Annotated in this window: 22 protein-coding genes; 15 read left to right on the forward strand and 7 right to left on the reverse strand. The window is 63.8% G+C overall.

Translation table 11 applies throughout. From position 1 onward, the window contains the following. Positions 1-61 precede the first annotated feature (61 nt). Complete coding sequence (gene serA / locus J4D28_RS27115; RefSeq protein ID WP_007932850.1) at positions 62-1,291, reverse strand: phosphoglycerate dehydrogenase; 1,230 nt, start codon at positions 1,289-1,291, stop codon at positions 62-64. A gap of 204 nt (positions 1,292-1,495) precedes the next feature. Here serA and J4D28_RS27120 point away from each other — a divergent pair, with 204 nt between their 5' ends. The 4 genes from J4D28_RS27120 to J4D28_RS27135 all read left to right on the forward strand — a co-directional run bounded on the left by J4D28_RS27120 (position 1,496) and on the right by J4D28_RS27135 (position 5,758). Then, positions 1,496-2,890, forward strand: a complete 1,395-nt coding sequence (locus tag J4D28_RS27120) for an FAD-binding oxidoreductase (protein ID WP_016702901.1) — start codon at positions 1,496-1,498, stop codon at positions 2,888-2,890. Positions 2,891-2,945: 55 nt separating this feature from the next. Further along, complete coding sequence (locus J4D28_RS27125; RefSeq protein ID WP_028683527.1) at positions 2,946-3,611, forward strand: fumarylacetoacetate hydrolase family protein; 666 nt, start codon at positions 2,946-2,948, stop codon at positions 3,609-3,611. 190 nt (positions 3,612-3,801) lie between these two features. Beyond that, positions 3,802-4,731 carry an SdiA-regulated domain-containing protein gene (locus tag J4D28_RS27130; RefSeq protein ID WP_038636014.1) on the forward strand — a complete coding sequence of 310 codons (930 nt, stop codon included), beginning with the start codon at positions 3,802-3,804 and terminating at the stop codon, positions 4,729-4,731. 115 nt (positions 4,732-4,846) lie between these two features. Continuing rightward, a complete protein-coding gene (locus tag J4D28_RS27135) occupies positions 4,847-5,758 on the forward strand; it encodes an SdiA-regulated domain-containing protein (protein ID WP_009051361.1) in 912 nt (303 codons plus the stop codon). Positions 5,759-5,944: 186 nt separating this feature from the next. On the opposite strand, the gene J4D28_RS27140 is transcribed toward J4D28_RS27135, so the two are convergent. Further along, positions 5,945-7,897: an autotransporter domain-containing protein gene (locus J4D28_RS27140; RefSeq protein WP_103330874.1), complete on the reverse strand. Its 1,953-nt coding sequence runs from the start codon at positions 7,895-7,897 to the stop codon at positions 5,945-5,947. Positions 7,898-8,193: 296 nt separating this feature from the next. Next, entirely contained in the window at positions 8,194-8,865 is a 672-nt protein-coding gene (rpiA, locus tag J4D28_RS27145) for a ribose-5-phosphate isomerase RpiA (protein WP_009051359.1), read from the reverse strand. A 284-nt stretch (positions 8,866-9,149) separates the two neighbouring features. Here rpiA and ilvA point away from each other — a divergent pair, with 284 nt between their 5' ends. Next, entirely contained in the window at positions 9,150-10,664 is a 1,515-nt protein-coding gene (gene ilvA / locus J4D28_RS27150) for a threonine ammonia-lyase, biosynthetic (protein ID WP_023967945.1), read from the forward strand. 40 nt (positions 10,665-10,704) lie between these two features. Continuing rightward, on the forward strand, positions 10,705-11,133 hold the full coding sequence (locus J4D28_RS27155) for a DUF2269 family protein (RefSeq protein ID WP_009051357.1): 429 nt from the start codon (positions 10,705-10,707) through the stop codon (positions 11,131-11,133). 81 nt (positions 11,134-11,214) lie between these two features. Here the strand turns inward: J4D28_RS27155 and J4D28_RS27160 are convergent, their stop codons facing one another. After that, on the reverse strand, positions 11,215-11,871 hold the full coding sequence (locus J4D28_RS27160; RefSeq protein ID WP_009051356.1) for an HAD family phosphatase: 657 nt from the start codon (positions 11,869-11,871) through the stop codon (positions 11,215-11,217). 143 nt (positions 11,872-12,014) lie between these two features. Here J4D28_RS27160 and J4D28_RS27165 point away from each other — a divergent pair, with 143 nt between their 5' ends. Together J4D28_RS27165 and ptsP are read left to right on the forward strand one after the other, a co-directional pair. After that, on the forward strand, positions 12,015-12,494 hold the full coding sequence (locus tag J4D28_RS27165; protein WP_007927344.1) for an RNA pyrophosphohydrolase: 480 nt from the start codon (positions 12,015-12,017) through the stop codon (positions 12,492-12,494). 22 nt (positions 12,495-12,516) lie between these two features. Beyond that, positions 12,517-14,796 (forward strand): phosphoenolpyruvate--protein phosphotransferase, encoded by a 2,280-nt coding sequence (gene ptsP / locus J4D28_RS27170; protein WP_016704812.1) that lies wholly within the window; start codon positions 12,517-12,519, stop codon positions 14,794-14,796. A gap of 87 nt (positions 14,797-14,883) precedes the next feature. Here ptsP and J4D28_RS27175 read toward each other — a convergent pair whose 3' ends face one another. Then, positions 14,884-15,630, reverse strand: coding sequence for an NRDE family protein (locus J4D28_RS27175; RefSeq protein ID WP_029527260.1), 747 nt, complete (start codon positions 15,628-15,630; stop codon positions 14,884-14,886). Between the two features lie 123 nt (positions 15,631-15,753). Here J4D28_RS27175 and J4D28_RS27180 point away from each other — a divergent pair, with 123 nt between their 5' ends. From J4D28_RS27180 to J4D28_RS27190, 3 genes are all read left to right on the forward strand, one after another. After that, complete coding sequence (locus J4D28_RS27180) at positions 15,754-16,536, forward strand: sulfite exporter TauE/SafE family protein (RefSeq protein ID WP_009051353.1); 783 nt, start codon at positions 15,754-15,756, stop codon at positions 16,534-16,536. A gap of 79 nt (positions 16,537-16,615) precedes the next feature. Beyond that, on the forward strand, positions 16,616-17,437 hold the full coding sequence (gene lgt, locus J4D28_RS27185) for a prolipoprotein diacylglyceryl transferase (RefSeq protein WP_009051352.1): 822 nt from the start codon (positions 16,616-16,618) through the stop codon (positions 17,435-17,437). A gap of 47 nt (positions 17,438-17,484) precedes the next feature. Next, positions 17,485-18,456, forward strand: a complete 972-nt coding sequence (locus tag J4D28_RS27190; protein WP_053270145.1) for a thymidylate synthase — start codon at positions 17,485-17,487, stop codon at positions 18,454-18,456. Between the two features lie 105 nt (positions 18,457-18,561). On the opposite strand, the gene cadR is transcribed toward J4D28_RS27190, so the two are convergent. Both cadR and J4D28_RS30535 read right to left on the reverse strand, forming a co-directional pair. Then, a complete protein-coding gene (gene cadR, locus J4D28_RS27195; protein ID WP_009051350.1) occupies positions 18,562-19,011 on the reverse strand; it encodes a Cd(II)/Pb(II)-responsive transcriptional regulator in 450 nt (149 codons plus the stop codon). Between the two features lie 49 nt (positions 19,012-19,060). Next, positions 19,061-19,243 (reverse strand): hypothetical protein, encoded by a 183-nt coding sequence (locus tag J4D28_RS30535; RefSeq protein ID WP_236643522.1) that lies wholly within the window; start codon positions 19,241-19,243, stop codon positions 19,061-19,063. A gap of 36 nt (positions 19,244-19,279) precedes the next feature. On the opposite strand from J4D28_RS30535, the gene J4D28_RS27200 reads away from it, so the two are divergent. The 4 genes from J4D28_RS27200 to J4D28_RS27215 form a co-directional block, all read left to right on the forward strand. Then, the gene (locus J4D28_RS27200; protein WP_241190999.1) at positions 19,280-21,478 is read left to right on the forward strand and encodes a heavy metal translocating P-type ATPase; all 2,199 of its coding nucleotides are present in this window, start codon (positions 19,280-19,282) and stop codon (positions 21,476-21,478) included. A gap of 20 nt (positions 21,479-21,498) precedes the next feature. Next, positions 21,499-22,362: a LysR family transcriptional regulator gene (locus J4D28_RS27205; protein WP_009051348.1), complete on the forward strand. Its 864-nt coding sequence runs from the start codon at positions 21,499-21,501 to the stop codon at positions 22,360-22,362. A 222-nt stretch (positions 22,363-22,584) separates the two neighbouring features. Next, positions 22,585-23,661, forward strand: coding sequence for a putative 2-aminoethylphosphonate ABC transporter ATP-binding protein (locus J4D28_RS27210; RefSeq protein WP_028683531.1), 1,077 nt, complete (start codon positions 22,585-22,587; stop codon positions 23,659-23,661). 1 nt (position 23,662) lies between these two features. Further along, positions 23,663-25,363 (forward strand): putative 2-aminoethylphosphonate ABC transporter permease subunit (locus J4D28_RS27215; RefSeq protein ID WP_207246486.1); only part of this gene is annotated, 1,701 nt, incomplete at its 3' end.

Consider the following 25,363-nt stretch of genomic DNA (forward strand, 5'->3'; position numbering starts at 1 on the left):
TAACTGCCTGTAAATAAAAAGGGAGGCCCCAGGGCCTCCCTTTTTCATTGCCAGCGAGCGCTTAGAACAGCACGCGGCTGCGGATGGTGCCGTTGACGTGTTGCAGCTTCTCTTGCGCCAGCTCCGAGTATTCGGCGTCGACGTCGATCACCACATAGCCAACCTTCTCGTTGGTCTGCAGGAACTGACCGGAGATGTTGATGCCGTTTTCGGCGAAGACCTTGTTGATCTCGCTCATCACACCCGGGATGTTCTCGTGGATGTGCAGCAGGCGGTGCTTGCCAGGGTGAGCCGGCAGGGCCACTTCCGGGAAGTTCACGGACGATACCGAAGTACCGTTGTCGCTGTACTTGACCAGCTTCTCCGCCACTTCCAGGCCGATGTTGGCCTGGGCTTCGGCGGTCGAGCCACCGATGTGCGGGGTCAGGATCACGTTATCCAGGCCACGCAGCGGGCTTTCGAACTCTTCGTCGTTGGAGCGTGGCTCCACCGGGAACACGTCGATGGCGGCGCCGATCAGGTGCTTGTCCTTGATCGCCGCGGCCAGGTGGTCCAGCTCGACCACGGTGCCGCGCGCGGCGTTGATCAGGATGCCGCCTTTCTTGATGGCGCGGATTTCCTTCTCGCCGATCATCCACTGGGTGGCAGCGGTTTCCGGAACGTGCAGGGTGACGATGTCGGACATGCCCAGCAGCTCGTGCAGGTTGCCGACCTGGGTGGCGTTACCCAGTGGCAGCTTGGTCACGGTGTCGTAGAAGAACACCTGCATCCCCAGGCCTTCGGCCAGGACCGACAGTTGGGTGCCGATCGAGCCGTAGCCGACGATGCCCAGCTTCTTGCCACGGATCTCGAAGGAGTTGGCCGCGCTCTTGATCCAGCCGCCACGGTGGCAGGAGGCGTTCTTCTCTGGGATACCGCGCAGCAGCAGGATCGCTTCGGCCAGCACCAGTTCGGCTACGGAACGGGTGTTGGAGTACGGTGCGTTGAACACCGCGATGCCGCGCTCGCGAGCCGCGTCGAGGTCGACCTGGTTGGTGCCGATGCAGAAGCAGCCAACAGCAACGAGCTTCTTCGCGTGATCGAAGATTTCTTCAGTCAGTTGGGTGCGGGAGCGAATGCCGATGAAGTGCGCATCAGCGATCTTTTCCTTCAGCTGGGCTTCCGGCAGAGAACCGGTGAGGTACTCGATACTGGTGTAGCCCGCGGCCTTGAGGACGTCGACAGCCGATTGGTGGACGCCTTCGAGAAGAAGGAACTTGATCTTGCTCTTATCGAGAGAAGTCTTGCTCATCTGCGTAAACCTGTGTCCCGGAGAAAAATGGCAGGAAATGGTCAACAGATGCTGACCCGGACGGCAGGAAAGCCGTCGCCGCAGAACGCCCTTCGGCACTATTCTGCGGGGGGTCGTATGCTAGCATACGGACCCCGCGAAACACTCGTTCCTGCGACGTGAAGCGTTCTCAGGATGACCATGAATTGTTCGAGAGTTCTGTCGATGACCAATCCTGCGCTGATTGATGAGCTGAAGACCCTGGTCGAGGCTGGCAAGGTCCTGACCGACGCCGACTCCCTGAACGCTTACGGCAAGGATTGGACCAAGCACTTCGCGCCGGCGCCGAGCGCCATCGTCTTTCCCAAGACCATCGAGCAGGTCCAGGCCATCGTGCGCTGGGCCAACCGGCACAAGGTCGCGCTGGTGCCGTCCGGCGGCCGTACCGGCTTGTCGGCCGCGGCGGTGGCAGCTAATGGCGAAGTGGTGGTGTCTTTCGACTACATGAACCAGATCCTCGACCTGAACCTGACCGACCGCACCGCGGTCTGCCAGCCGGGCGTGGTGACCGCGCAGTTGCAGAACCGCGCCGAAGAAAACGGCCTGTATTACCCGGTGGACTTCGCTTCCGCCGGTTCCAGCCAGATTGGCGGCAATATCGCCACCAATGCCGGCGGGATCAAGGTGATTCGCTACGGCATGACCCGCAACTGGGTGGCCGGGATGAAGGTGGTCACCGGCAAGGGCGACCTGCTGGAACTGAACAAGGACCTGGTCAAGAACGCCACCGGCTACGACCTGCGCCAGCTGTTCATCGGTGCCGAGGGCACCCTGGGTTTCGTGGTCGAGGCCACCATGCGCCTGGAGCGCGCGCCGAACAACCTCACGGCGATGGTGCTCGGGACTCCGGATTTCGACTCGATCATGCCGGTGCTGCATGCCTTCCAGGGCAAGCTCGACCTGACCGCCTTCGAATTCTTCTCCGACAAGGCCCTGGCCAAGATCCTCGGCCGCGGTGATGTGCCGGCGCCATTCGAGACCGATTGCCCGTTCTATGTGCTGCTGGAGTTCGAAGCCAGCAACGAGGACGTGGCCAACGACGCCCTGGCCACCTTCGAGCACTGCGTGGAGCAGGGCTGGGTGCTGGACGGCGTGATGAGCCAGAGCGAGCAGCAACTGCAGAACCTGTGGAAATTGCGCGAGTACATCTCCGAAACCATCTCGCACTGGACACCGTACAAGAACGACATTTCGGTCACCGTGTCGAAGGTGCCGGCTTTCCTGAAGGATATTGACGCGATCGTCGCGCAAAACTATCCGGACTTCGAAGTGGTCTGGTATGGCCACATCGGTGACGGCAACCTGCACCTGAACATCCTCAAGCCGGATGACCTGAGCAAGGACGAGTTCTTCGCCAAGTGCGCCACCGTCAACAAGTGGGTGTTCGAAACTGTCGAGAAGTACAACGGCTCGATTTCTGCCGAGCACGGCGTGGGCATGACCAAGCGCGATTACCTGACCTACAGCCGTTCGCCGGTGGAAATCGATTACATGAAGGCGGTCAAGGCGGTGTTCGACCCGAACGGCATCATGAACCCGGGCAAGATTTTCGCTGTTTGACCCCAGGGTCACTCAAGCAGCGGTACCTGATGAACCAAACGAGCAGGAGTCGGTAATGAGCTATCAGCACCAGTATGTCGACGGTACCCGTATTCATTTCCCGGTCGGCAAGATCGTGTGCATCGGGCGCAACTATGCCGAGCACGCCAAGGAACTGGACAATCCGGTGCCGACCGAGCCGCTGCTGTTTATCAAGCCGGGCAGTTGCGTGGTGCCGCTGGAAGGCGGCTTTGCCATCCCCACCGAACGTGGCTCCGTGCATTACGAGGCGGAAATCGCGGTACTGATCGGCAAGCCGCTGTCGACCAAGCCCAGCCGCGAAGAAGTGCTGGATGCCATCTCCGGTTTCGCCCCGGCCCTGGACCTGACCCTGCGCGACAAGCAGGCCGAGCTCAAGGCCAAGGGGCTGCCCTGGGAAATCTCCAAGTGCTTCGACGGCGCCTGCGTGCTGGCGCCATTCGTGGTCGGCAGCACCTTCCCGGACCTGACCGACATCAATATTCGCCTGACCATCAACGGCGAAGTCCGCCAGGACGGCAACAGCAGCATCATGCTCAACCCGATCGTCCCGATGATCCAGTACATGGCCGGCTGCTTCTCCCTGCAGGCGGGCGACGTGATCCTGACTGGCACGCCGGTGGGTGTGGGGCCGTTGAACGTAGGCGATGAGCTGGTGCTGGAGCTGCCGGGCGTCAGCCGCTTCGAAAGTCGCGTCAGCTGATCCAGCCGGTTTTCGACGCGAGGCTCGCCTGCAATGGGCGGGCCTCTTCAGCGAAAGTACCGGCATCTGGGGCGTTTCAGACCCTTTGCCGTTTTTTTCACATCCGTTCTGGATAATTTTCCGATTACAGACGTCTGAGTCTGCCCCGATGTGCTATTACCCATAGCTGGTTTTCTGGAACGCGCTCCCCATGTCCATGCCTCACACCCCCGAGCTTCAAACGGTTCGTCGTCGCGGTTTGTTCCACATGCGCTGGTATTCCTGGCTGTTGCTGGCGGGCATCGTGAGCTATGGCGTCGCGATCGCCATGCACTGGGACGACCGTGGCCTGCTCTGGGTGCTGGAGCGTTTCGAAACTCCGGCCGAGCGCCAGGAAAGTGTCTGGCTGCCGGATTACCGCGCGGTGATCGACGCCAAGGTGCTGCCGGGCATGGAGAAGGACGAGGCCTCCGACCTGGCCTACAACCCGCAGACCAAGACCCTGTTTTCGGTGATGGGCAAGAACCCGTTCCTGGTCGAGCTGAACCTGCAGGGCGATGTGCTGCGCAAGATGCCGCTGGTGGGCTGGAGCAACCCGGAGGGGGTGACGGTCATGGAGAACGGCCTGCTGGGGATCGTCGACGAGCGCGATCACCTACTGACCATCGTCAAGGTGGATGCCAATACCCGCGAGCTGAACATTTCCGACTTCCCGAAATACGACCTGGGGCCTTCTCAGGACCAGAACAAGGCGTTCGAAGCCGTGGCCTGGGACCCGCGCAAGCAGCAGTTGCTGCTGGGCGAGGAGCGTCCGCCGGCGCTGTTCACCTGGAACAGCGACGGCAGCCAGACCCTCAAGGGCGACAAGCAGAAGCTGGAAAGCGATGAGCTGGACCTGCGCAACCTGTCCGCCCTGAGCATCGACCCACGCACCGGTCATACCCTGGTGCTGTCCGCCGACTCGCACATGCTGCTGGAGCTGGACGAAACCGGCGAGCAGGTCAGCTTCATGACCTTGCTGGGCGGTTTCAACGGCCTGAAAGACACCATTCCGCGGGCCGAGGGCGTGGCCATGGATGAGCAGGGCAACCTGTACATGGTCAGCGAACCCAACCTGTTCTATCGCTTTGAGAAGCGCTGATTCAGCAGTTTCTGGCGGCAAAAGGCCATAATCTGGCATACGCCCGTTGCGATTAAGTTTAAATTCATCCGGCTGTGATATTTCATCCGCCTGATTTGTATTTGAGCTTGCCAGCATGCGTCGACTCGCCTATCCCAAACCGCTGTTCCTCCTCCTGTGTTTTATCGTGCTGGTGCTGCTGGGCATTGCCGGGCAGCACCACCGGTACTTCGAGCGCCTGTGGTTCAACTGGCGGGTCATGTCGCAGCCGGTCAACACTGATGCCATTGGCCTGGATGGCTATCGGGTGAGTCTCGAAGCACAAAAGATCGAAGGTCTGGATGATGTCTCGGCGCTGACCTACGACCCGGTGCGCAAAAGCCTGTTCACCGTGACCAACAAGAATGCCGAGCTGATCGAACTGTCGCTCGACGGGCGCATCCTGCGGCGCATCGCCTTGACCGGTTTTGGCGATCCGGAAGCGGTCGAGTTTATCAGCGCCGACACCTACGTGATTACCGACGAGCGCCAGCAGCGGCTGATCAAGATTCATCTGGAGGAGGACACGGTGTTCCTCGACGCGGCGGACGCCGAGCAGATGACCCTGGGTGTGCACATGAGCGGCAACAAGGGTTTCGAGGGCCTGGCCTACGATTCGGTGGGCAAGCGCCTGTTCGTCGCCAAGGAACGCGACCCGATGCTGATCTACGAGGTCAAGGGCTTCCCGCATTACGACCCGGAGAAGTCCTACGCGGTGCATGTGGTCAACAACCCCAAGCGCGATGCCGGGTTGTTCGTGCGTGACCTGTCCAGCCTGCAATACGACGAGCGCACCGGGCATCTGCTGGCGCTGTCGGATGAGTCGTGGCTGGTGCTGGAACTGGATGTGGATGGCCGGCCCCTGAGCACCATGTCGCTGCGCAAGGGGCGGCAAGGTTTGCAGGCCACGGTGCCGCAGGCCGAAGGCATTGCCATGGACGACGACGGCACCCTGTACCTGGTCAGCGAGCCGAACCTGTTCTACGTCTTCAAGAAGCCGACCCCGTAACCCTGTAGCCGCTGCCGAGCTTGCGAGGCTGCGCCCGGGCGCGCAGCGGCCGCAAACCAGGCAACCCCATCCTCCCAGACAGTCCGCATGCACCGGATCAGCGAGGACTGCGTCGGAATGCCGCCCACCTCGTACGCAGCCTCGCAAGCTCGGCAGCGGCTACAAGGATCGGCTATAGGCTACCGCTTAAAACTGCCACTGCACGCCGAGGGAGTAGCCGGTCTGGCTGCCTTCGGCGTGACCGATCCGGCCATTGACCTCGGCGTACAGCCCTAGCTGTGGCGTGATCGCCAGCTGGCTGCCGAGCTGGGCGCGGCCGAAGCTCTTGTCCACACCGCCCAGGCGAGCCACGCGCACTTGACCATCGGCGCGGCTGGTCAGGTCCAGGTCGTCCAGGCGGCCATCTCCCAGCTCCTTGACCCAGGCCAGGTCGCCATAAGGCAGCAGGCTCATGCCGTAGGGCAGGGTGACGGCGCCGCGAACGCGCCAGCCGAGGCTGGCTTCCAGCGAATCGAATGACTGCTCCTCATAACCCAGCGCCGTGCGCAGGTCCTGCTTCTCGTGGAAGCGGTCGATGCGGTAGTGGGTGTAATCGAGGCCAGCGAAGGGGCCGCTCTTGATCGCCCCGAAATCCAGGTCGTAACCACCGAGCACACGGGCGCCCAGGGTCAGGGCGTCGGTATCGCCCGTCAGTTTCTGGTTCAGCAGCACCGGGCCGCCGTTGGCCTGGATCACCAGGTTGCGCTTGGATTCGAAGCGGGTGCGGCCGACGCTCAGGTCGCCGGCCAGCCATTGCGGGCCGCCGTCATTGAGCAAGGCGTAGACCGCCGCCTGCCAGGTGTCGCTGTCAAGCTTGCCGCGATGCTCGAGCTTGTCGCGACCGTTCTGGTAGCTGAGGCTGGCGCCAACGTTCAGGCTCGAATTGAGCTGGTAGTCGCCCAGGGCATGTACCCCCAGCCGGCGCGCCTCGGGATTCGGCGCGCTGTCGAAACCGCTGTCGGGGCTGTATTCACCGTCGATGCCGATCTCGCCATCGAAACTGCCGACTTCGCGACCCATCGCCTGCAAGGTCAGCCAGCGCCGGTCATGCAGCCGGACCATGGCCTGATGCTGGCGTTGCAGATGATCCTGCTGGTTGCGCGCCACGGTGCCGCCGGAAGCGGTGGAGGCCAGCAGGTCGGCGTTGGTCAGCTCCAGGACCAGGCGGCTGAGCAGCCGCGAGTAATCGCGCAGGCGCTGGTCGATGCGCTCCTGGCCGAAGGCGTTGGTCAGCACCGCCTTATTGTCCTCAGTGGGGTCGTGCCAGGTGGAGCCGCCGGGGATGGCCGGGTTGGTGGTCTGGGTGTAGCCATCCAGGTCACCGATTTCCCAGTTGGTGGCCTCGATGTAGAGAATCGGGATGTTCAGCCCTTCGAAGGCCTCGCCGTCGCTGCAGCAGCCGGTGCCCGCGGGGTATGCCGGGTCGAGGCCGGGGTTGGTGAACAGATTGATCTGCAGTTCCCTGGCGATCTGCAGGGTGTGTTCGCGCAACGAGGCCAGGGCCGGGTTGGCGGTGCTGTTCTGGCCGGCATGGGCGTACATCATGTCGCCGGTGATCAGGCTGTCGAGGTTGATCATGGCCAGCATGTTGGCGCGCTGGCTGGCGCTGAGGGAGTCGACGAACGCCCTGGAGCCGCGCAGGCCTTCCTCCTCGGCACCGAAGCCGACCACCTGCAAGCCGTTTTCCAGCTGCAGCCCGCCGAGGTTACGGGCGATCTCGGTCAGGACGCTGGCGCCGGAGCCGTTGTCGTCCAGGCCTTGCAGGGTCGGGCGACCGAAATAGGTATCGAAGTGCGCGCCGACCACCACGTACTGCGGCTTGGTCCCGGCGGCGTAGGCCACCACGTTTTGCGAGCTGCGGCTGCTGCCACCGGCGGTCCAGGAAAAGTCCTGGCGGCTGATGTCGTAGGCGCTGCCCATCTGGCTCTGCATCCAGTCGGCGGCCCCGGCGAAGTTGGCGGTGCCACGGTAGCGGCCCGGGTAGTCGTTGATCAGTTTGTCGAGAGTGGTGGCTGCGTGTTCGCCATATTCATAGGCGAGGGCCTGGGTGGACAGCAGGACGCTGGCAAGACTGACAGCAAGCGTGAGGGGTTTGAGCACGGTGATCTTCCTTGAGGGTGAAAAACGGGGGCCGTTGCACAATGCGCGCCTCTTTCCCTGGGCGACCCTGGATTGGCGCATTGCTTAAACCGAACGTCGCCTGGCGGTAATTTGTAACGGATTTGATACGGGAAGTCGTGGGCCGTGCTGAGACCTGGAGCGCAAATCTGGATATTTCTGCGGCTAAATGCGGCGAAAAGTAGCGGTGCGGGCGGAGTTGGTGCGGGGAGAGGCGGGGGAAGGTATGGATCGAAGCATTCGCCCCCGCCATTGCGGCAGGGGCGAAATCGGCGGCATCAGGCGGTGAGGGTCTTCACGCCTTCACTGGTGCCCAGCAGCAGTACGTCGGCCGGGCGGGCGGCGAACAGGCCGTTGGTGACCACGCCGACAATCGCATTGATCTGTGCTTCCAACTCCACCGGATTGGTGATCTGCATGTTGTGCACGTCGAGGATGATGTTGCCGTTGTCGGTGATCACGCCTTCCCGGTAGACCGGGTCGCCGCCCAGCTTCACCAGCTCGCGGGCCACGTGGCTGCGGGCCATCGGAATCACTTCCACCGGCAGCGGGAAGGCGCCCAGCACCGGCACCAGCTTGCTGGCGTCGGCGATGCAGATGAAGGTCTTGGCCACGGCCGCGACGATCTTTTCGCGGGTCAGGGCCGCGCCGCCGCCCTTGATCAGGTTCAGGTGCTCGTCGCTTTCGTCGGCGCCGTCGATGTAGAACTCCAGGTCGCTGACGGTGTTCAGTTCGTACACCGGGATGCCGTGGCCCTTGAGGCGCGCCGCGGTGGCTTCGGAGCTGGCGACCGCGCCATCGAAGGCGGCCTTGTGCTGGGCCAGGGCGTCGATGAAGCAGTTGGCGGTGGAGCCGGTGCCGACCCCGACGATGCTCTTGTCATCGAGTTTCGGGAGGATGAGGTCGACGGCAGCCTGGGCCACGGCCTGTTTGAGTTGATCCTGGGTCATGCGGGCTCCGGAAGCGGGCAAGGGGGAACGGAAAGGCCGGCATTATAGGCCGGTGTCCTGAGCAGGTCATTGCCCGTTTGGCGAAGCGCTTTTGGTAGCCGCTGCCGAAGGCTGCGATCGACCGTCAGGTCGTGACGGACGAGAGTGCGCTGGAGGTCCTACGGACCTATCGCAGCCTTCGGCAGCGGCTACAGAGGGTTAAACCTCTGGATTCGTGTGGTCGCCCGGGCAAACGCTGGGTTAGACTCGCTGGCCCTGCCCAACCCGCTCAGTGATGCTTTCCGATGCTCGAACAGTACGTCAAAAAGATCCTCACCTCGCGCGTTTACGACGTTGCCGTAGAAACCCCGTTGCAGACTGCCCGCCAGCTCTCCGAGCGGCTGGGCAATCAGATCTGGCTCAAGCGCGAAGACTTGCAGCCGGTGTTCTCGTTCAAGATTCGTGGCGCCTACAACAAGCTGACCCAGCTCAGCGACGCGGAGCGCGCCCGTGGCGTGGTCACCGCCTCGGCCGGCAACCATGCCCAGGGCCTGGCCCTGGCGGCCAAGGTGCTGGGGGTGAAGGCGACCATCGTGATGCCCAAGACCACCCCGGAGATCAAGGTCGAAGGCGTGCGCTCGCGCGGCGGCAAAGTGGTGCTGCACGGCGATTCCTTTCCCGAAGCCCTGGCCTACTCGCTGAAGCTGGTGGACGAAAAAGGCTACGTCTATATCCACCCGTACGACGATCCGCACACCATCGCCGGGCAGGGCACCGTGGCGATGGAAATCCTGCGCCAGCATCCGGGGCGCCTGGATGCGATCTTCGTGCCGGTCGGCGGTGGCGGCCTGATCGCCGGGATCGCGGCCTACGTCAAATACCTGCGGCCGGAAATCAAGATCATCGGCGTCGAGCCGGACGACTCCAACTGCCTGCAAGCGGCGATGGCCGCCGGCGAGCGCGTGGTGCTGCCGACCGTGGGCATCTTCGCCGACGGCGTCGCGGTGGCGCAGATCGGCCAGCACACCTTCGACATCTGCAAGGACTACGTGGATGAAGTGATCACCGTCAGCACCGACGAGATCTGCGCGGCGATCAAGGACATCTACGACGACACCCGCTCCATCACCGAGCCGGCTGGCGCCCTGGGCGTGGCCGGGATCAAGAAATACGTCGAGCAGCGTGGCGTCAGCGGGCAGACCCTGGTGGCCATCGACTCCGGTGCCAACGTCAACTTCGACCGCCTGCGCCATGTCGCCGAGCGTGCCGAACTGGGCGAGGGCCGCGAAGCCATCATCGCCGTGACCATTCCCGAGCAGCCGGGCAGCTTCAAGGCGTTCTGCGAAGCCATCGGCAAGCGCCAGATCACCGAATTCAACTACCGCTACAACACCGGCAGCGAAGCGCACATCTTCGTTGGCGTGCAGACCCACCCGGAAAACGATCCGCGCAGCGCGCTGATCGCCAGCCTGTCCGAACAGGGCTTCCCGGTGACCGACCTGACCGACAACGAACTGGCCAAGCTGCATATCCGTCATATGGTCGGCGGGCATGCCGCGCGGGTCAGCGATGAAGTGGTGTTCCGCTTCGAGTTCCCGGAACGCCCGGGCGCGCTGTTCAACTTCCTCAACAAGCTCGGCGGGCGCTGGAACATCTCGATGTTCCACTACCGCAACCATGGCGCGGCCGATGGCCGGGTGGTCGCCGGCCTGCAAGTGCCGGCGAGCGAACGCCACCTGGTGCCGGCGGCGCTGGCGCAGATCGGTTACCCGTATTGGGACGAGAGTGATAACCCGGCGTATCAGCTGTTCCTCGGCTGAACGGCTACGCTGGTGGGCTAGGCCTCAAGGAGTCGATTACATGGAAACGCTGACCGTCCTCAAAACCGTCCATATCCTGGCCACCGTGTTGCTGCTGGGCAGCGCGCTAGGGCTGGCGATCTGGGTCTGGCGCGCTCGTAGCAAGGGTGACGCAAGCATCTACAGCCGGCTGTTGCGCCGGCCGCTGGTGTTCGTCTGGCTGTTGCTGGTGATCTGCCTGGCCAGCCTGCCGTTCAGCGGCTGGTGGCTGGTGCACCTGCTGGGCTGGTCGCTGGGGCAGACCTGGATCCTGGCCTCCAGCCTGATCTATACCCTGGGTGCCCTGAGCTGTTTCTGGCTGCTGGCGCGGCTCAATCGGGTCCGGATCGCTTCGGGTGTAGGGAGTCCGAAGTTCACCCTGGCGCTGGCGGTGTTCAGCTTCGTGTGTTTCTTCGCCATTGCCGGGTTGATGGGCGCCAAGCCTGTCTGATCGGCTTTTAGCATTGTTATCGCGAGCAAGCTCGCTCCTACAGAGATTGGCGTAGGAGCGAGCTTGCTCGCGATGGCGTCCTCAGGTGCGCAGGCTGATCACCGGCCAGCCACGCTGCTGGGCCAGGGCCCGCAGGTTCGGGTCCGGGTCCACGGCGATCGGGTTCGCCACCAGATCCAGCAGCGGCAAGTCATTCATCGAATCGCTATAGAAGTAGCTGTCTTCCAGGCTGTGGCCGGTTTCCTCGAGCCAGCGCGTCAGGCGGGTGACCTTGCCTTCGCGAAAGCACGGGACGTCGATGCTGCGCCCGGTGTAGCGGCCGTCTTGCATCTCGCACTCGGTGGCGATCAGGGTTTCCACGCCCAGGCGTTCGGCGATCGGCGCGGTGACGAAGCGGTTGGTGGCGGTGATGATCACCAGCTTGTCGCCGGCGGCCTTGTGCTTGGCCAGCAATTGCGCAGCCTTGGGCAGCATCAGCGGCTCGATGCAGTCGCGCATGTAGTCGCGGTGCCATTGGTCGAGCACGTCCATCTCGGTGCGGCCGAGAACCTCCAGGCAGAAGTTCAGGTATGCAGCCTGGTCGAGCTTGCCGGCCAGGTAGTCCTGGTAGAACTCGTCGTTGCGGGCCTTGTAGGCGACGGCGTCGAGGAAGCCTCGTTCGCACAGGTAATCGCCCCAGGCGTGGTCACTGTCGCCGCCCAGAAGGGTGTTGTCCAAGTCGAATAAAGCCAGGCGCATCACGGTTACTCGCTGATAAGTCTGAAAAAAGGCGTCCAGAATACGGTCTTTTCACAAGAGTGCACATAAGCTAGGAAGCCTCGTTGCTGCTTTCACAACCTTTGTGGAACAATGCGGCGACATGCGTTTGCGAGGTTGTTGCCGTGATCGACCCCGATGGTTTCCGCCCCAATGTCGGGATCATTCTGACGAATGATGCCGGCCAGGTGCTATGGGCTCGCCGTATCAATCAAGATGCCTGGCAGTTTCCGCAAGGGGGAATCAACCCCGAAGAGACGCCGGAAGACGCTCTGTACCGCGAGTTGAACGAAGAAGTAGGCCTGGAACGCGAAGATGTGCAAATTCTCGCCTGCACCCGGGGCTGGTTGCGCTATCGTTTGCCGCAACGCCTGGTCCGTACCCACAGCCAACCGCTGTGCATCGGCCAGAAACAGAAATGGTTTCTCCTGCGCCTGATCTCCAACGAGCAGCGGGTGCGGATGGATTTGACCGGTAAACCGGAGTTCGATGGCTGGCGCTGGGTCAGTTATTGGTATCCGTTGGGCCAGGTGGTGACATTCAAGCGCGAGGTTTATCGCCGCGCTCTCAAAGAGCTTGCCCCGCGCCTTCTAGCGCGCGACTGACGACGGAGTTCGACCCCGAGCCATGCTCAATACGCTGCGCAAGATCGTCCAGGAAGTTAACTCCGCCAAGGATCTCAAGGCGGCGTTGGGGATTATTGTGTTGCGCGTCAAAGAGGCCATGGGCAGCCAGGTCTGCTCGGTCTATCTGCTGGATCCGGAGACCAACCGTTTTGTCCTGATGGCCACCGAGGGCTTGAACAAGCGCTCGATCGGCAAGGTCAGCATGGCACCCAACGAAGGTCTGGTCGGCCTGGTCGGTACGCGCGAAGAACCGCTGAACCTCGAAAACGCCGCCGATCACCCGCGTTATCGCTACTTCGCCGAGACCGGCGAGGAGCGCTATGCCTCCTTCCTCGGCGCGCCGATCATTCACCACCGCCGGGTCGTCGGCGTTCTGGTCATCCAGCAAAAGGAGCGTCGTCAGTTCGACGAGGGCGAAGAAGCCTTCCTGGTGACCATGAGCGCCCAACTGGCGGGGGTTATCGCTCATGCCGAAGCCACCGGTTCGATCCGTGGCCTGGGTCGCCAGGGCAAGGGTATCCAGGAAGCCAAGTTCATCGGCGTGCCCGGCTCGCCCGGCGCGGCGGTCGGTACCGCGGTGGTCATGCTGCCGCCGGCCGACCTGGACGTGGTGCCTGACAAGAGCATTACCGACATCGACGCTGAGCTGGCGTTGTTCAAGACCGCCATCGAAGGCGTGCGCGCCGACATGCGCACCCTCTCGGAAAAACTCGCCACCCAGCTGCGCCCCGAAGAGCGGGCGCTGTTCGACGTCTACCTGATGATGCTCGACGATGCCTCCCTGGGCAGCGAAGTGACCACCGTGATCAAGACCGGCCAGTGGGCCCAGGGCGCGTTGCGCCAGGTGGTCACCGATCACGTCAACCGTTTCGAACTGATGGACGATGCCTACCTGCGCGAGCGGGCGTCGGACGTCAAGGACCTGGGCCGTCGCCTGCTGGCTTATCTGCAGGAAGAGCGCCAGCAAACCCTGGTCTACCCCGACAACACTATCCTGGTCAGCGAAGAACTGACGCCGGCCATGCTCGGCGAGGTGCCGGAAGGCAAGTTGGTCGGCCTGGTCTCGGTATTGGGTTCGGGCAACTCCCACGTGGCGATCCTGGCCCGGGCCATGGGCATCCCGACGGTGATGGGCCTGGTCGACCTGCCGTACTCGAAAGTCGACGGCATCCAGATGATCGTCGATGGCTACCACGGCGAGGTCTATACCAACCCCAGCGATGTGCTGCGCAAGCAGTTCGCCGATGTGGTCGAGGAAGAACGGCAACTGGCCCAGGGCCTGGATGCGCTGCGCGACCAGCCGTGCGTGACACTGGATGGCCACCGCATGCCGCTGTGGGTCAACACCGGCCTGCTGGCGGACGTGGCGCGGGCGCAGAAGCGCGGCGCCGAAGGCGTGGGTCTGTACCGCACCGAAGTGCCGTTCATGATCAACCAACGCTTCCCGAGCGAAAAGGAGCAGCTGGCGATCTATCGCGAGCAACTTGCGGCCTTCCACCCGCAACCGGTGACGATGCGCAGCCTGGACATCGGCGGCGACAAGTCACTGTCGTATTTCCCGATCAAGGAAGACAACCCCTTCCTCGGCTGGCGCGGCATTCGCGTCACCCTCGACCATCCCGAGATCTTCCTCGTCCAGACCCGCGCCATGCTCAAGGCCAGCGAAGGCCTGAACAACCTGCGCATTCTCCTGCCGATGATCTCCGGCACCCATGAGCTGGAAGAGGCACTGCACCTGATCCACCGCGCCTGGGGCGAAGTGCGCGACGAAGGCACCGATGTGCCGATGCCGCCGATCGGGGTGATGATCGAGATCCCGGCCGCGGTGTACCAGACCAAGGAACTGGCGCGCCAGGTGGACTTCCTGTCGGTCGGCTCCAACGACCTGACCCAGTACCTGTTGGCCGTGGACCGCAACAACCCACGGGTGGCGGATCTCTACGACTACCTGCATCCGGCGGTGCTGCAAGCCTTGCAGACCGTGGTGCGCGACGCCCATGCCGAAGGCAAGCCGGTGAGCATCTGCGGCGAGATGGCCGGCGATCCGGCGGCGGCGGTGCTGCTGATGGCGATGGGCTTCGACAGCCTGTCGATGAACGCCACCAACCTGCCGAAAGTGAAGTGGATGCTGCGTCAGATCAATCTCAGCAAGGCCAAGGAACTGCTGGCCGAGTTAATGACCATCGACAACCCGCAAGTTATCCACAGCTCGCTGCAACTGGCGCTGAAGAACCTGGGCCTGGCGCGGATGATCAATCCGGCGTCGGCCAAGACCCTTTAAGAGCTATCGCGAGCAAGCTCGCTCCTACAGGCGCCGCCAAACCCTGTAGGAGCGAGCTTGCTCGCGATAGCGTACTTTCAGACACCGCTAAACCTTCAGCTCCACTTCCCCCAGATGCCCGCCATAGGGCCCGAAGCTGCGCTCGACTATGTGCCTGGAACCATCGGCACGGACGATCAGCGCCGTGCTGGCCCGCGTGCCATAACTGGGGCTGGCGATAAACACGCTCGACAGCAGGCTCTCGGTGGCCAGGCCAACCCCGGTGTCGGGCAGGTCGGCAAACGGCGCGGTCTGCGCATCGCTGAGCAGGGCGAGCAGAGCCTGGGGGTGCGGGTCGTGCAGTACTTCCTGCAGCGCCGCCTTGGCCTTGAGCAGCTTGGGCCAGGGTGTGTCGAGCCCGGCATTCGACAGGCCGTACACGCCACTGTCCAGTTGCTGCGGCTCACGGGCCTGGGCGTTGTAGTGCCAGAGCTGGTCAGGGGTGCCTATCAGCAGGTTGAAGCCGGCATATTCCAGGGATCGGCCGACAACGTCGCTGAAATAGTCGTCTATCGACATCTTGTTGCTGAGAAAACGCGCTACCAGCTCGCCTCGGGAACGGCGTGCGGGGGGCTGGTGGGGATTGCGGATATTGGTCAGGGCGGCGAAGCGTCCGTCGGCGCCGAGGCCGAGCCAGGTACCGCCGGCCTCCAGATCGCGGCCGGCGTAGATGTCGGGCGCTTCGGGCCATTGCGCCAGCGGCAGGCTGGGGCGGGCGTAGAACTCGTCACGGTTGGCCGCGACGATCAGGGGCAGGGCGTGGCCCGGCCGCCAGGCGAATACGATCAAGCACATCAGGTCGTCCCTTTTGTGTTTTTTGCCCACTCTACGCACAGATCGACTGGGTATCCATCGCCATCCAGTGGAGCCAAGGGCCATGCATCCGTTACCATGCCGCTCTCTTTTCGGGATGCCTCCATGGAATTTCTGCTCTATCTGCTGCTGGGGGCCTGCGCCGGCGTATTGGCTGGTCTGTTTGGCGTGGGTGGCGGCATCATCATCGTGCCCGTGCTGGTGTTCAGCTTCACCTTGCAAGGTTTCGATCCGTCGATCCTGACCCACCTGGCGGTCGGCACGTCGCTGGCGACCATCATCTTCACCTCGGTCAACGCGGTTCGCGAACACCAGCGCAGGGGCGCGGTGCGCTGGCCGATCTTTGCCTGGATGACCCTGGGCATCCTGCTCGGCGCCGGGGTCGGGGCGCTGACGGCCGAAGCGATCTCCGGGCCGAACCTGCAGAAAATCATCGGTGTCTTCGCCCTGGTGATCGCCCTGCAGATGACCCTGGATCTGCGGCCCAAGGCCAGCCGCGACGTTCCCGGCAAGCTCGGGCTGACCCTGGCCGGCAGTGTGATCGGCTGGGCTTCGGCGATTTTCGGCATCGGCGGCGGCTCGCTGACCGTGCCGTTCCTGACCTGGCGCAGCGTGCCGATGCAGCAGGCGGTGGCCACGTCCTCGGCCTGTGGTTTGCCGATTGCCGTGGCCAGTGCAATAAGTTTCATGATTCTGGGCTGGCATGATCCGTCGCTGCCGGCTCATAGTCTGGGTTTTGTGTATTTGCCGGCGCTGCTGGGCATTGCCCTGACCAGCATGGTCTTTGCCCGGTTCGGCGCGCGACTGGCCCATCGGCTGTCTCCGCGCCTGTTGAAGCGGCTGTTCGCCGGCCTGCTGTTCGTGGTCGGCCTGACGTTCCTGCTCTGACAGGTTTCGCAATCCTGGCTTAATCCGCGCGTGACATGGTCGCGGCGCAAATCGAGTTTCACTCTAACGAGGAGTCGCAATGCTGCCTTACCCGCAGATCGACCCGGTGGCCCTGGCCATCGGCCCGCTGAAAATTCACTGGTACGGCCTGATGTACCTGATCGGCATCGGTGGCGCCTGGCTGCTGGCGTCGCGCCGGTTGAACCGCTTCGACCCGACCTGGACCAAGGAGAAGCTCTCCGACATGGTGTTCTGGATGTCGATGGGGGTCATTGTCGGCGGGCGCCTGGGGTATGTGCTGTTCTACGACCTGAGCGCCTACCTGGCCAACCCGACGCTGATCTTCGAGGTCTGGAAAGGCGGCATGTCGTTCCACGGCGGTTTCATCGGGGTGATGCTGGCGGCCTTGTGGTTCGGCAAGAAGAACAACAAGTCGTTCTTCCAGCTGATGGACTTCGTCGCGCCGATGGTGCCGATCGGCCTGGGCGCCGGGCGCATCGGCAACTTCATCAACGCCGAGTTGTGGGGCAAGCCGACCGACCTGCCGTGGGCGATGATCTTCCCGCCGTTCAGCGATCCGGCCCAGCTGCCGCGCCATCCTTCGCAGCTGTATCAGTTCGCCCTGGAAGGTGTGGCGCTGTTCCTCATCCTCTGGCTGTTCTCGCGCAAACCTCGCCCAACCATGGCGGTTTCCGGGATGTTCGCCCTGTTTTACGGTATTTTCCGTTTTATCGTCGAGTTCGTCCGGGTCCCGGATGCGCAGCTGGGTTACCTGGCGTGGAACTGGCTGACCATGGGCCAGGTACTGTGCCTGCCGATGATCGTCGGCGGCCTGTTCCTGATCTGGCTGGCCTACCACCGCGCTCCAGCGGCACCGGCGGCGAAAGACGCCGCGCTCTAATTCGGATCGCAGGGCGCGAGCCCTGCCTTCAAGGACACAGGTAATACATGAAGCAATATCTCGATCTGGTCGCCCACGTCATCAAGAACGGCACCAAGCAGGCCAACCGCACGGGCGTGAATACCATCAGCTTCCCCGGCGCGATGCTGCGTTATGACCTGAAAGAAGGTTTTCCGGCGATCACCACCCGCAAGATGGCCTTCAAATCGGCCATCGGCGAGATGTGCGGTTTCCTTCGTGGGGTGAACAACGCCGCCGAATTCCGTGTCCTGGGCTGCAAGGTCTGGGACCAGAACGCCAACGAAAACGCCCAGTGGCTGGCCAACCCCTTCCGCCAGGGCGAGGACGACCTGGGTGAGATCTACGGCGTGCAATGGCGCAAGTGGCCGGCGTACAAGCAGATCCCCCTGAGCAACCCCGCCGCCATCGAACAGACCCTGAAGCAGGGCTACCGGCAGATCGCCGAAGGCGAGGAAAACGGCCAGGCCTACGTGGTGCTGTACAAGGCCATCGATCAGGTGCGCCAGTGCGTGGACACCATCATCAAGGACCCGGGCAGCCGCCGTATCCTGTTCCACGGCTGGAACTGCGCCCAGCTGGATGAAATGGCCCTGCCGCCGTGCCACCTGCTGTACCAGTTCCACCCGAATGTCGAGACCCGGGAGATTTCCCTGACCCTCTACATCCGTTCCAACGACCTGGGCCTGGGCACGCCGTTCAACCTCACCGAAGGCGCGGCACTGCTGAGCCTGATCGGTCGCCTGACCGGCTACACCCCGCGCTGGTTCACCTATTTCATCGGTGACGCCCACGTCTACGAAAACCACCTGGACATGCTCAACGAACAGCTCAAGCGCGAGCCGTTCCCGATGCCGAAGCTAGTGATTTCCGAGCGTGTACCGGAGTTCGCCAAGACCGGCGTGTACGAGCCGGAGTGGCTGGAAAAGGTCGAGCCGAGCGACTTCTCGCTGGAAGGCTACGAGCACCACGCGCCGATGACCGCGCCGATGGCGGTCTGATCCACCCTCTGTAGGAGCGAGCGTGCTCGCGATCAGCCGCCAGGCTGAGATTTGCGGTGCTCACCTTACCGCTATCGCGAGCAAGCTCGCTCCTACAGGGTTTGTCTAGTGGCCGTGGCTACGGCCCACGTGAGAGTCCTCGGCCTCGCTGGGGGCCACCGAGCCGCTGACTTCCAGGCTCTGCAAAATCCCGCACTGATCCAGATCCGGCCCTTCGCTGCAGCGTTGGCGCAGGTCGAGCAGCTGTGTCTGCAAGGCCAGCAGCCCGTCGATCCGCGCCTTGACGTGGTGGATATGCTCGTCGATCAACGCATTCACGCTCTGGCACTGGTCCTGCGGGCTGTCGCGCAGGTTCAGCAGGCTGCGGATTTCCTCGAGGGTCATGTCCAGGCTGCGGCAGTTGCGGATGAAGGTCAGGCGTTCGGTGTGGGCCTGGGTATACAGACGGTAATTGCCTTCGCTGCGGGCCGGTTCCGGCAGCAGGCCTTCGCGCTCGTAGTAACGGATGGTTTCGACTTGACAGTCGGTCAGCTTCGCCAGCTCGCCAATTTTCATCGCGACAATCTCCGAAAGGGTGCTTGACCCTATAGTGGCTACAGGGTGTTCACTTGGCAACAGGCACCTTTTCGGACGCGACCTTATGAGCGATTCGTTGCACACCCCTGGCAAACCCGGCGCTGGTTCCAAGCATGCTGGCCACGATCACGATCACGATCACGATCACGATCACGATCACGGCCATGGCGCAAAACTGCATCCGGTGAAAAAACACGATCATGCCGGTCACGGCGGTTCCTGCTGTTCAGCGCCGTCGTTGGTCCAGTTGAGCGAGCCCCAGGCCGCCAGCCATGGCGATTCCTGCTGTTCGTCGGCCGCCGCGCCGTCGCTGGTCAAGCTCAGCGCGGCGCCGAGCGCCAATGCGCGCCTGAGCAGCTTTCGCATCGACGCCATGGACTGCCCGACCGAGCAGACGCTGATCCAGAACAAGCTGGGTAAGCTGGCGGGTGTGCAGCAACTGGAGTTCAACCTGATCAACCGGGTGCTGGGCGTGACCCACGACCTGCCGGACGTTGCCCCGATCATCACCGCCATCAAGTCCCTGGGCATGGAGGCCGAGCCCATCGGCCAGGGTGGCGAGTCCGATGCCCCGGCCGCGGCACCGGTGAAAAAACACTGGTGGCCGCTGGCGCTGTCCGGCATCGGCGCGCTGGCTGCGGAAGTGATCCACTTCACCAGCGCCGCGCCGACCTGGGTGGTGGCGGTGATCGCCCTGGTCTCGATCCTCAGCGGCGGCCTCGGCACCTACAAGAAGGGCTGGATCGCCCTGAAGAACCGCAACCTGAATATCAACGCCCTGATGAGCATCGCCGTGACCGGCGCCGTGCTGATCGGCCAATGGCCGGAAGCGGCGATGGTGATGTTCCTGTTCACCGTGGCCGAGCTGATCGAGGCCCGGTCCCTGGACCGCGCGCGTAATGCCATCAGCGGCCTGATGCAGATGACCCCGGAACGGGTCACGGTGCAGCAGGCGGACGGCAGCTGGCTCGAGCTGGAAGCGAAAAGCATCGAACTCGGCGCGCGGGTACGGGTGCGTCCGGGTGAGCGCATCGGCCTGGACGGCGAGGTGGTGGCCGGCAGTTCGACCATCGACCAGGCGTCGATCACCGGCGAAAGCCTGCCGGTGGAGAAGACCCTGGGCGACAAGGTCTTCGCCGGCACCATCAACCAGGCCGGTTCCCTGGAGTACCGGGTGACCGCGGCGGCCAACAACTCGACCCTGGCGCGGATCATCCACGCGGTGGAACAGGCCCAGGGCGCGCGGGCGCCGACCCAGCGTTTCGTTGACAGCTTCTCGAAAATCTATACCCCCGCGGTGTTCGCCTTCGCCCTGGCCGTGGCGGTGATTCCACCGCTGTTCATGGGCGCCGCCTGGTTCGACTGGATCTACCGCGCGCTGGTGCTGCTGGTGGTGGCATGTCCGTGCGCCCTGGTGATTTCCACTCCGGTGACCATCGTCAGCGGCCTGGCCGCGGCGGCGCGCAAAGGCATCCTGATCAAGGGCGGGGTCTACCTGGAGGGTGGCTACAAGCTCGACTACCTGGCGCTGGACAAGACCGGCACCATCACCCACGGCAAGCCGGTGCAGACCGATTTCCTGTCCCTCGACCCGCTGGCGGACAGCAGCGCCCCGGCCATCGCCGCCAGCCTGGCGTCCCGTTCCGACCACCCGGTGTCCCTGGCCATCGCCAATGCGGCTGTGGATAAGCAACTGAGCCTGCACCTTGTGGATAACTTCGAAGCCCTGGCCGGCCGCGGTGTGCGCGGGGAAATCAACGGCCAGCTCTACCACCTGGGCAACCATCGCCTGGTGGAGGAACTGGGGCTGTGCTCGCCAGAGCTGGAAGAGCAGCTGTTCGCCCTGGAGAAACAGGGCAAGACCGTGGTGCTGTTGCTCGACAGCGCCGGCCCCCTGGCCCTGTTCGCCGTGGCGGACACGGTCAAGGAGTCCAGTCGCGAAGCGATCCAGCAGTTGCACGAGCTGGGCATCAAGACCCTGATGCTGACCGGCGACAACCCGCACACCGCCGAGGCCATTGCCGCCCAGGTGGGCATCGATCGGGCCCGTGGCGACCTGCTGCCCACCGACAAGCTGCAAGCCATCGAAGACCTATACGCCCAGGGGCATCGGGTCGGTATGGTCGGCGACGGCATCAACGACGCCCCGGCCCTGGCCCGCGCGGAGATCGGTTTCGCCATGGCCGCGGCGGGGACCGACACCGCCATCGAGACCGCCGATGTCGCCTTGATGGACGACGATCTGCGTAAGATCCCGGCCTTTGTCCGGCTGTCCCGCCAGACCTCGAACATCCTCGTACAAAATATCGCCCTGGCCCTGGTCATCAAGGCGATCTTTCTTGGGGTAACCTTCTTCGGGTTGGCCACCATGTGGATGGCCGTGTTCGCCGACATGGGCGTCAGCCTGTTGGTGGTCTTCAACGGTTTGCGCCTGTTGCGCAAATAAAGGGATAACGAGAGCGTGCAGTGCTGAGTGCCGAGCTGAAGGCGTTTTACATGGTGGCCCGCCTGGGCAGCATCACCCTGGCGGCGAAAAAGCTCGGCCTGAGCCAGCCCACGGTGACCACCCAGATCCGCCATCTGGAAAGCCAGTACGCGGTCGAGCTGTTCTATCGCGGCGGGCGCCGCCTCAGCGTTAGCGAGGAGGGCGCCCGGCTGCTGCCGATGGTCAAGGCGCTGTTGCAACAGGAAGCCGATATCGAGTTTTTCCTGCGTAACAGCGGCCAGCTGCAAGGCACCCTGCGGATCGCCGCCACGGCGCCGTATTACATCCTCGATCTGGTGAAGACCTTTCGGGAGCGCCTGCCCCAGGTGGAGGTGTCGGTGGAAATCGGCAACTCGCAGCAGGTCCTGGAGTCGCTGGAGGAGTATCGGGTCGACATCGCCGCGTCCTCGCAGTTGCTGGAAGATTCGCGCTTGATCCGCCGGGTGCTCGGCAGCGATCCGCTGGTGCTGGCGGTGCATCGCAATCATCCGTTGGCGGCCCTCGATCACGTCCCCCTGAACGCCCTGGCCGGGCACACCCTGCTGATGCGCGAGCCGGGCTCCACCACCCGGCGCCTGACCGAAGAGCTGCTCGACAGCGCCCGGGTCAGCTTCGGGCCGCTGCTGGAGATCGGCAGCCGCGAATCGATCCGCGAGGCGGTGCTGCGCAATATCGGCATCAGCATCATTGCCCGCCAGGAAGTCCCCCATGATCCGCAGCTGCGGGTGCTGACCATCGAGAACGCGCCGCAGATCGCCGAGTACCTGTACTGCCTCAAGGAGCGCAAGGGCGCGCGCCTGCCGGCGGCCTTCCTCGGGCTGGCGCAGGAAATGGCGCCGGCCTGAACAGCCACCTGCTGCGCAGGTGATCGCGGGCAAGCCTCGCTCCTACAGAAACACCGCCCGGCTTCTGTAGGAGCGAGGCTTGCCCGCGATAGCGTCGCAACGGCTAACGCGATCCCCAACCCAAATCCACCAATACCACTATCGGCAGCTTTTGCCTCACTGCCACAGTAACTACGCATTCGCTCCCTAGGATGGCCTGCATCTGCTTGATGAGGTCCGTCCATGAACAACCCGATCGCAACTGCCCTGAGCAACCCCGGCGCACCGATGAAGGTGCGAGGCATGCAGAAGCGCTTTGGCGCTTTCACCGCGCTGGATAACGTCTCCCTGGACGTGGCGGCCGGCGAGCTGGTGTGCCTGCTCGGCCCGTCGGGCTGCGGCAAGACCACCTTGCTGCGCTGCATCGCCGGCCTCGAGCGCCAGGACCGGGGCGAGTTGTACCTGGGCACTCGCGACGTCTCGCACCTGGCGCCCCAGGCCCGGGACTACGGCATTCTGTTCCAGTCCTATGCGCTGTTCCCCAACCTCAGCGTCGAAGCCAACATCGCCTACGGCCTGGCCGGCAGCGGCCGCGACGAAGTGCGCCAGCGCGTGGCGCAGATGCTGGAACTGGTGGGCCTGACCGGCAGTGAAAAGAAATACCCCGGCCAGCTGTCCGGCGGCCAGCAGCAGCGGGTGGCCCTGGCGCGCGCCCTGGCCCCGGCGCCTTCGTTGCTGTTGCTGGATGAGCCGATGTCGGCGCTGGATGCCCGGGTGCGCGAGCACCTCTGTACCGAACTGCGCCAGCTGCAGCGGCGCCTGGGTATCACCACCCTGATGGTGACCCACAACCAGGACGAGGCCATGTTGATGGCCGACCGCATCGCGGTGATGAACAACGGCAGGGTCGAGCAGTACGCCACGCCGCAGGAAATCTACGATCGCCCGGCCACCCCATTCGTCGCCGAATTCGTCGGCCAGGGCAACTGGCTGCCGTTCCGCCGCAGCAGCGACAGCCACGCCCAGGTCGGCGGGATGAACCTGCGGCTGGCGGCCGACTCCGGCAAGGCCGCTTCGGGCCGGTTGTTCTGCCGTCCGGAAGCGATCAACGTCAATCCGCCGGTGCACGAGGAAAACCTGTTCCCGGCCAAGGTCCGGGAGATCACCTTCCTCGGCAACCGCTGCCGCATGAGCTTCGAACTCAACGAATTGCCCGGCCATCCGCTGCTGGCCGAGCTGGCCCCGGAAGCCATGCCGCGCCTTGGCGCCCAGGACATCTGGGTCGCCTTGCCACCGCGCAGCCTGCAGGTGTTTGCCTGAGATGGCCGTTGATCTGAGCCTGCCGCTACCCGCAAAACGGGCGCGCCAGGCTTCCCGTGCGGAAATCGGCGACCGCATCTTCGTGCTCGGCGGCAAGCTGGTGCTGCTCGTGCTGCTGGGCCTGGCGGTACTGCTGCCGTTGCTGGCGATCTTCTGGCGCGGCTTCAGCGGTGAAGCCGGGCAGGGCGGTGGCCTGGTCGCCGCCCGTGAGTTGGTGACCAGCGCCAACTTCCACTGGCTGTTGGGCAACAGCCTGAAAGTCTCCCTCAGCGTCGCTGCCATCGTGGTACCGCTGGCCTACCTGTTCGCCTATGCCCTGCAACGCACGCTGATTCCCGGCAAGGCGATCTGGCGCGGCCTGTCGCTATTGCCGCTGATGGCGCCGTCGATGCTGCCGGGGATTGCCCTGGTCTATCTGTTCGGCAACCAGGGCCTGCTGCGCGGGCTGCTCTCGGACAATATCTACGGCTTCTGGGGCATTGTCCTCGGCGAAGTGATCTACACCTTTCCCCACGCGTTGATGATCCTGCTGTCGGCCCTGTCCCTGGCCGATGCGCGGCTGTTCGACGCCGCGTCGAGCATGGGCGCCAGCCCGGCCAAGGCCTTTCGCAGCATTACCTGGCCGGCCACCCGGCAAGCGGTGTTCGCCGCGTTCTGCCTGGTGTTCACCCTGACCATCACCGACTTCGGCGTGCCGGTGGTGGTCGGTGGCGACTATCAGGTGCTGGCGCTGGAAGCCTACAAGGCCGTGGTCGGCCAGCAGCAGTTCGGCCGTGGCGCCTTGATCGGCATGGTGCTGTTGCTGCCGGCGCTGTTCAGCTTCGGTGTCGATGCCTGGCTGCGCCGCCGTCATGGCGATTCCATGAGCGGCCGGGCCCAGGTGTTCCAGCCGGCGCCTTCTCGCGTGAGAGACGGCTGCTACCTGGCGATCGTCCTGTTGATCTGCGCGGCGCTGCTGCTGGTATTCGGCATGGCGGTGTTCTCGTCGCTGGTGAAGTTCTGGCCCTATAACCTGTCGATGTCGCTCAACCACTACCAGTTCAACGACACCGCCGGCGGCGGCTGGCTGGCCTACCGCAACAGCCTGACCATGGCCCTGTGCACGGCGCTGATCGGCGGCGTGCTGATCTTCACCGGCGCCTACCTGATGGAGAAGACCCACGCCCAGCGCGGCCTCAACCTGGCGCTGCGCATGCTCAGCTTCGTGCCGATGGCGGTGCCGGGCCTGGTGCTGGGCCTGGGTTATGTCTTCTTCTTCAACCTCAGCGGCAACCCGCTGCATGTGTTCTACGGCAGCATGACCCTGCTGGTGGTGTGCACCATCGCCCACTACCTGACCACCGCGCAGATGACCGCCACCACCGCGCTGCGCCAGCTCGACGCCGAGTTCGAGGCTGCCGCGCTGTCGCTCAAGGCGCCGCTGTACCGCCATTACCTGCGGGTCACCGTGCCGATCTGCCTGCCGGCGCTGCTGGATATCCTGCGCTACCTGTTCGTCTCGGCCATGACCACCGTCTCGGCGGCGATCTTCCTCTACAGCCCCGACACCATCCTCGCGGCGGTGGCGGTGCTGAACATGGACGACGCCGGCAACGTCGGCGGCGCGGCAGCCATGTCGACCCTGATCCTCTTGACCTCGGCGGGCGTGTCCCTGCTCCTGGCCTGGGCTTCGCGTGGCTTGCTGCGCCGCTCCCAGGCCTGG

Origin of the sequence: Pseudomonas sp. GW531-T4 (assembly GCF_017349615.1) — a bacterium.
GTDB classification, from domain to species: Bacteria; Pseudomonadota; Gammaproteobacteria; order Pseudomonadales; family Pseudomonadaceae; genus Aquipseudomonas; species Aquipseudomonas chlororaphis_I.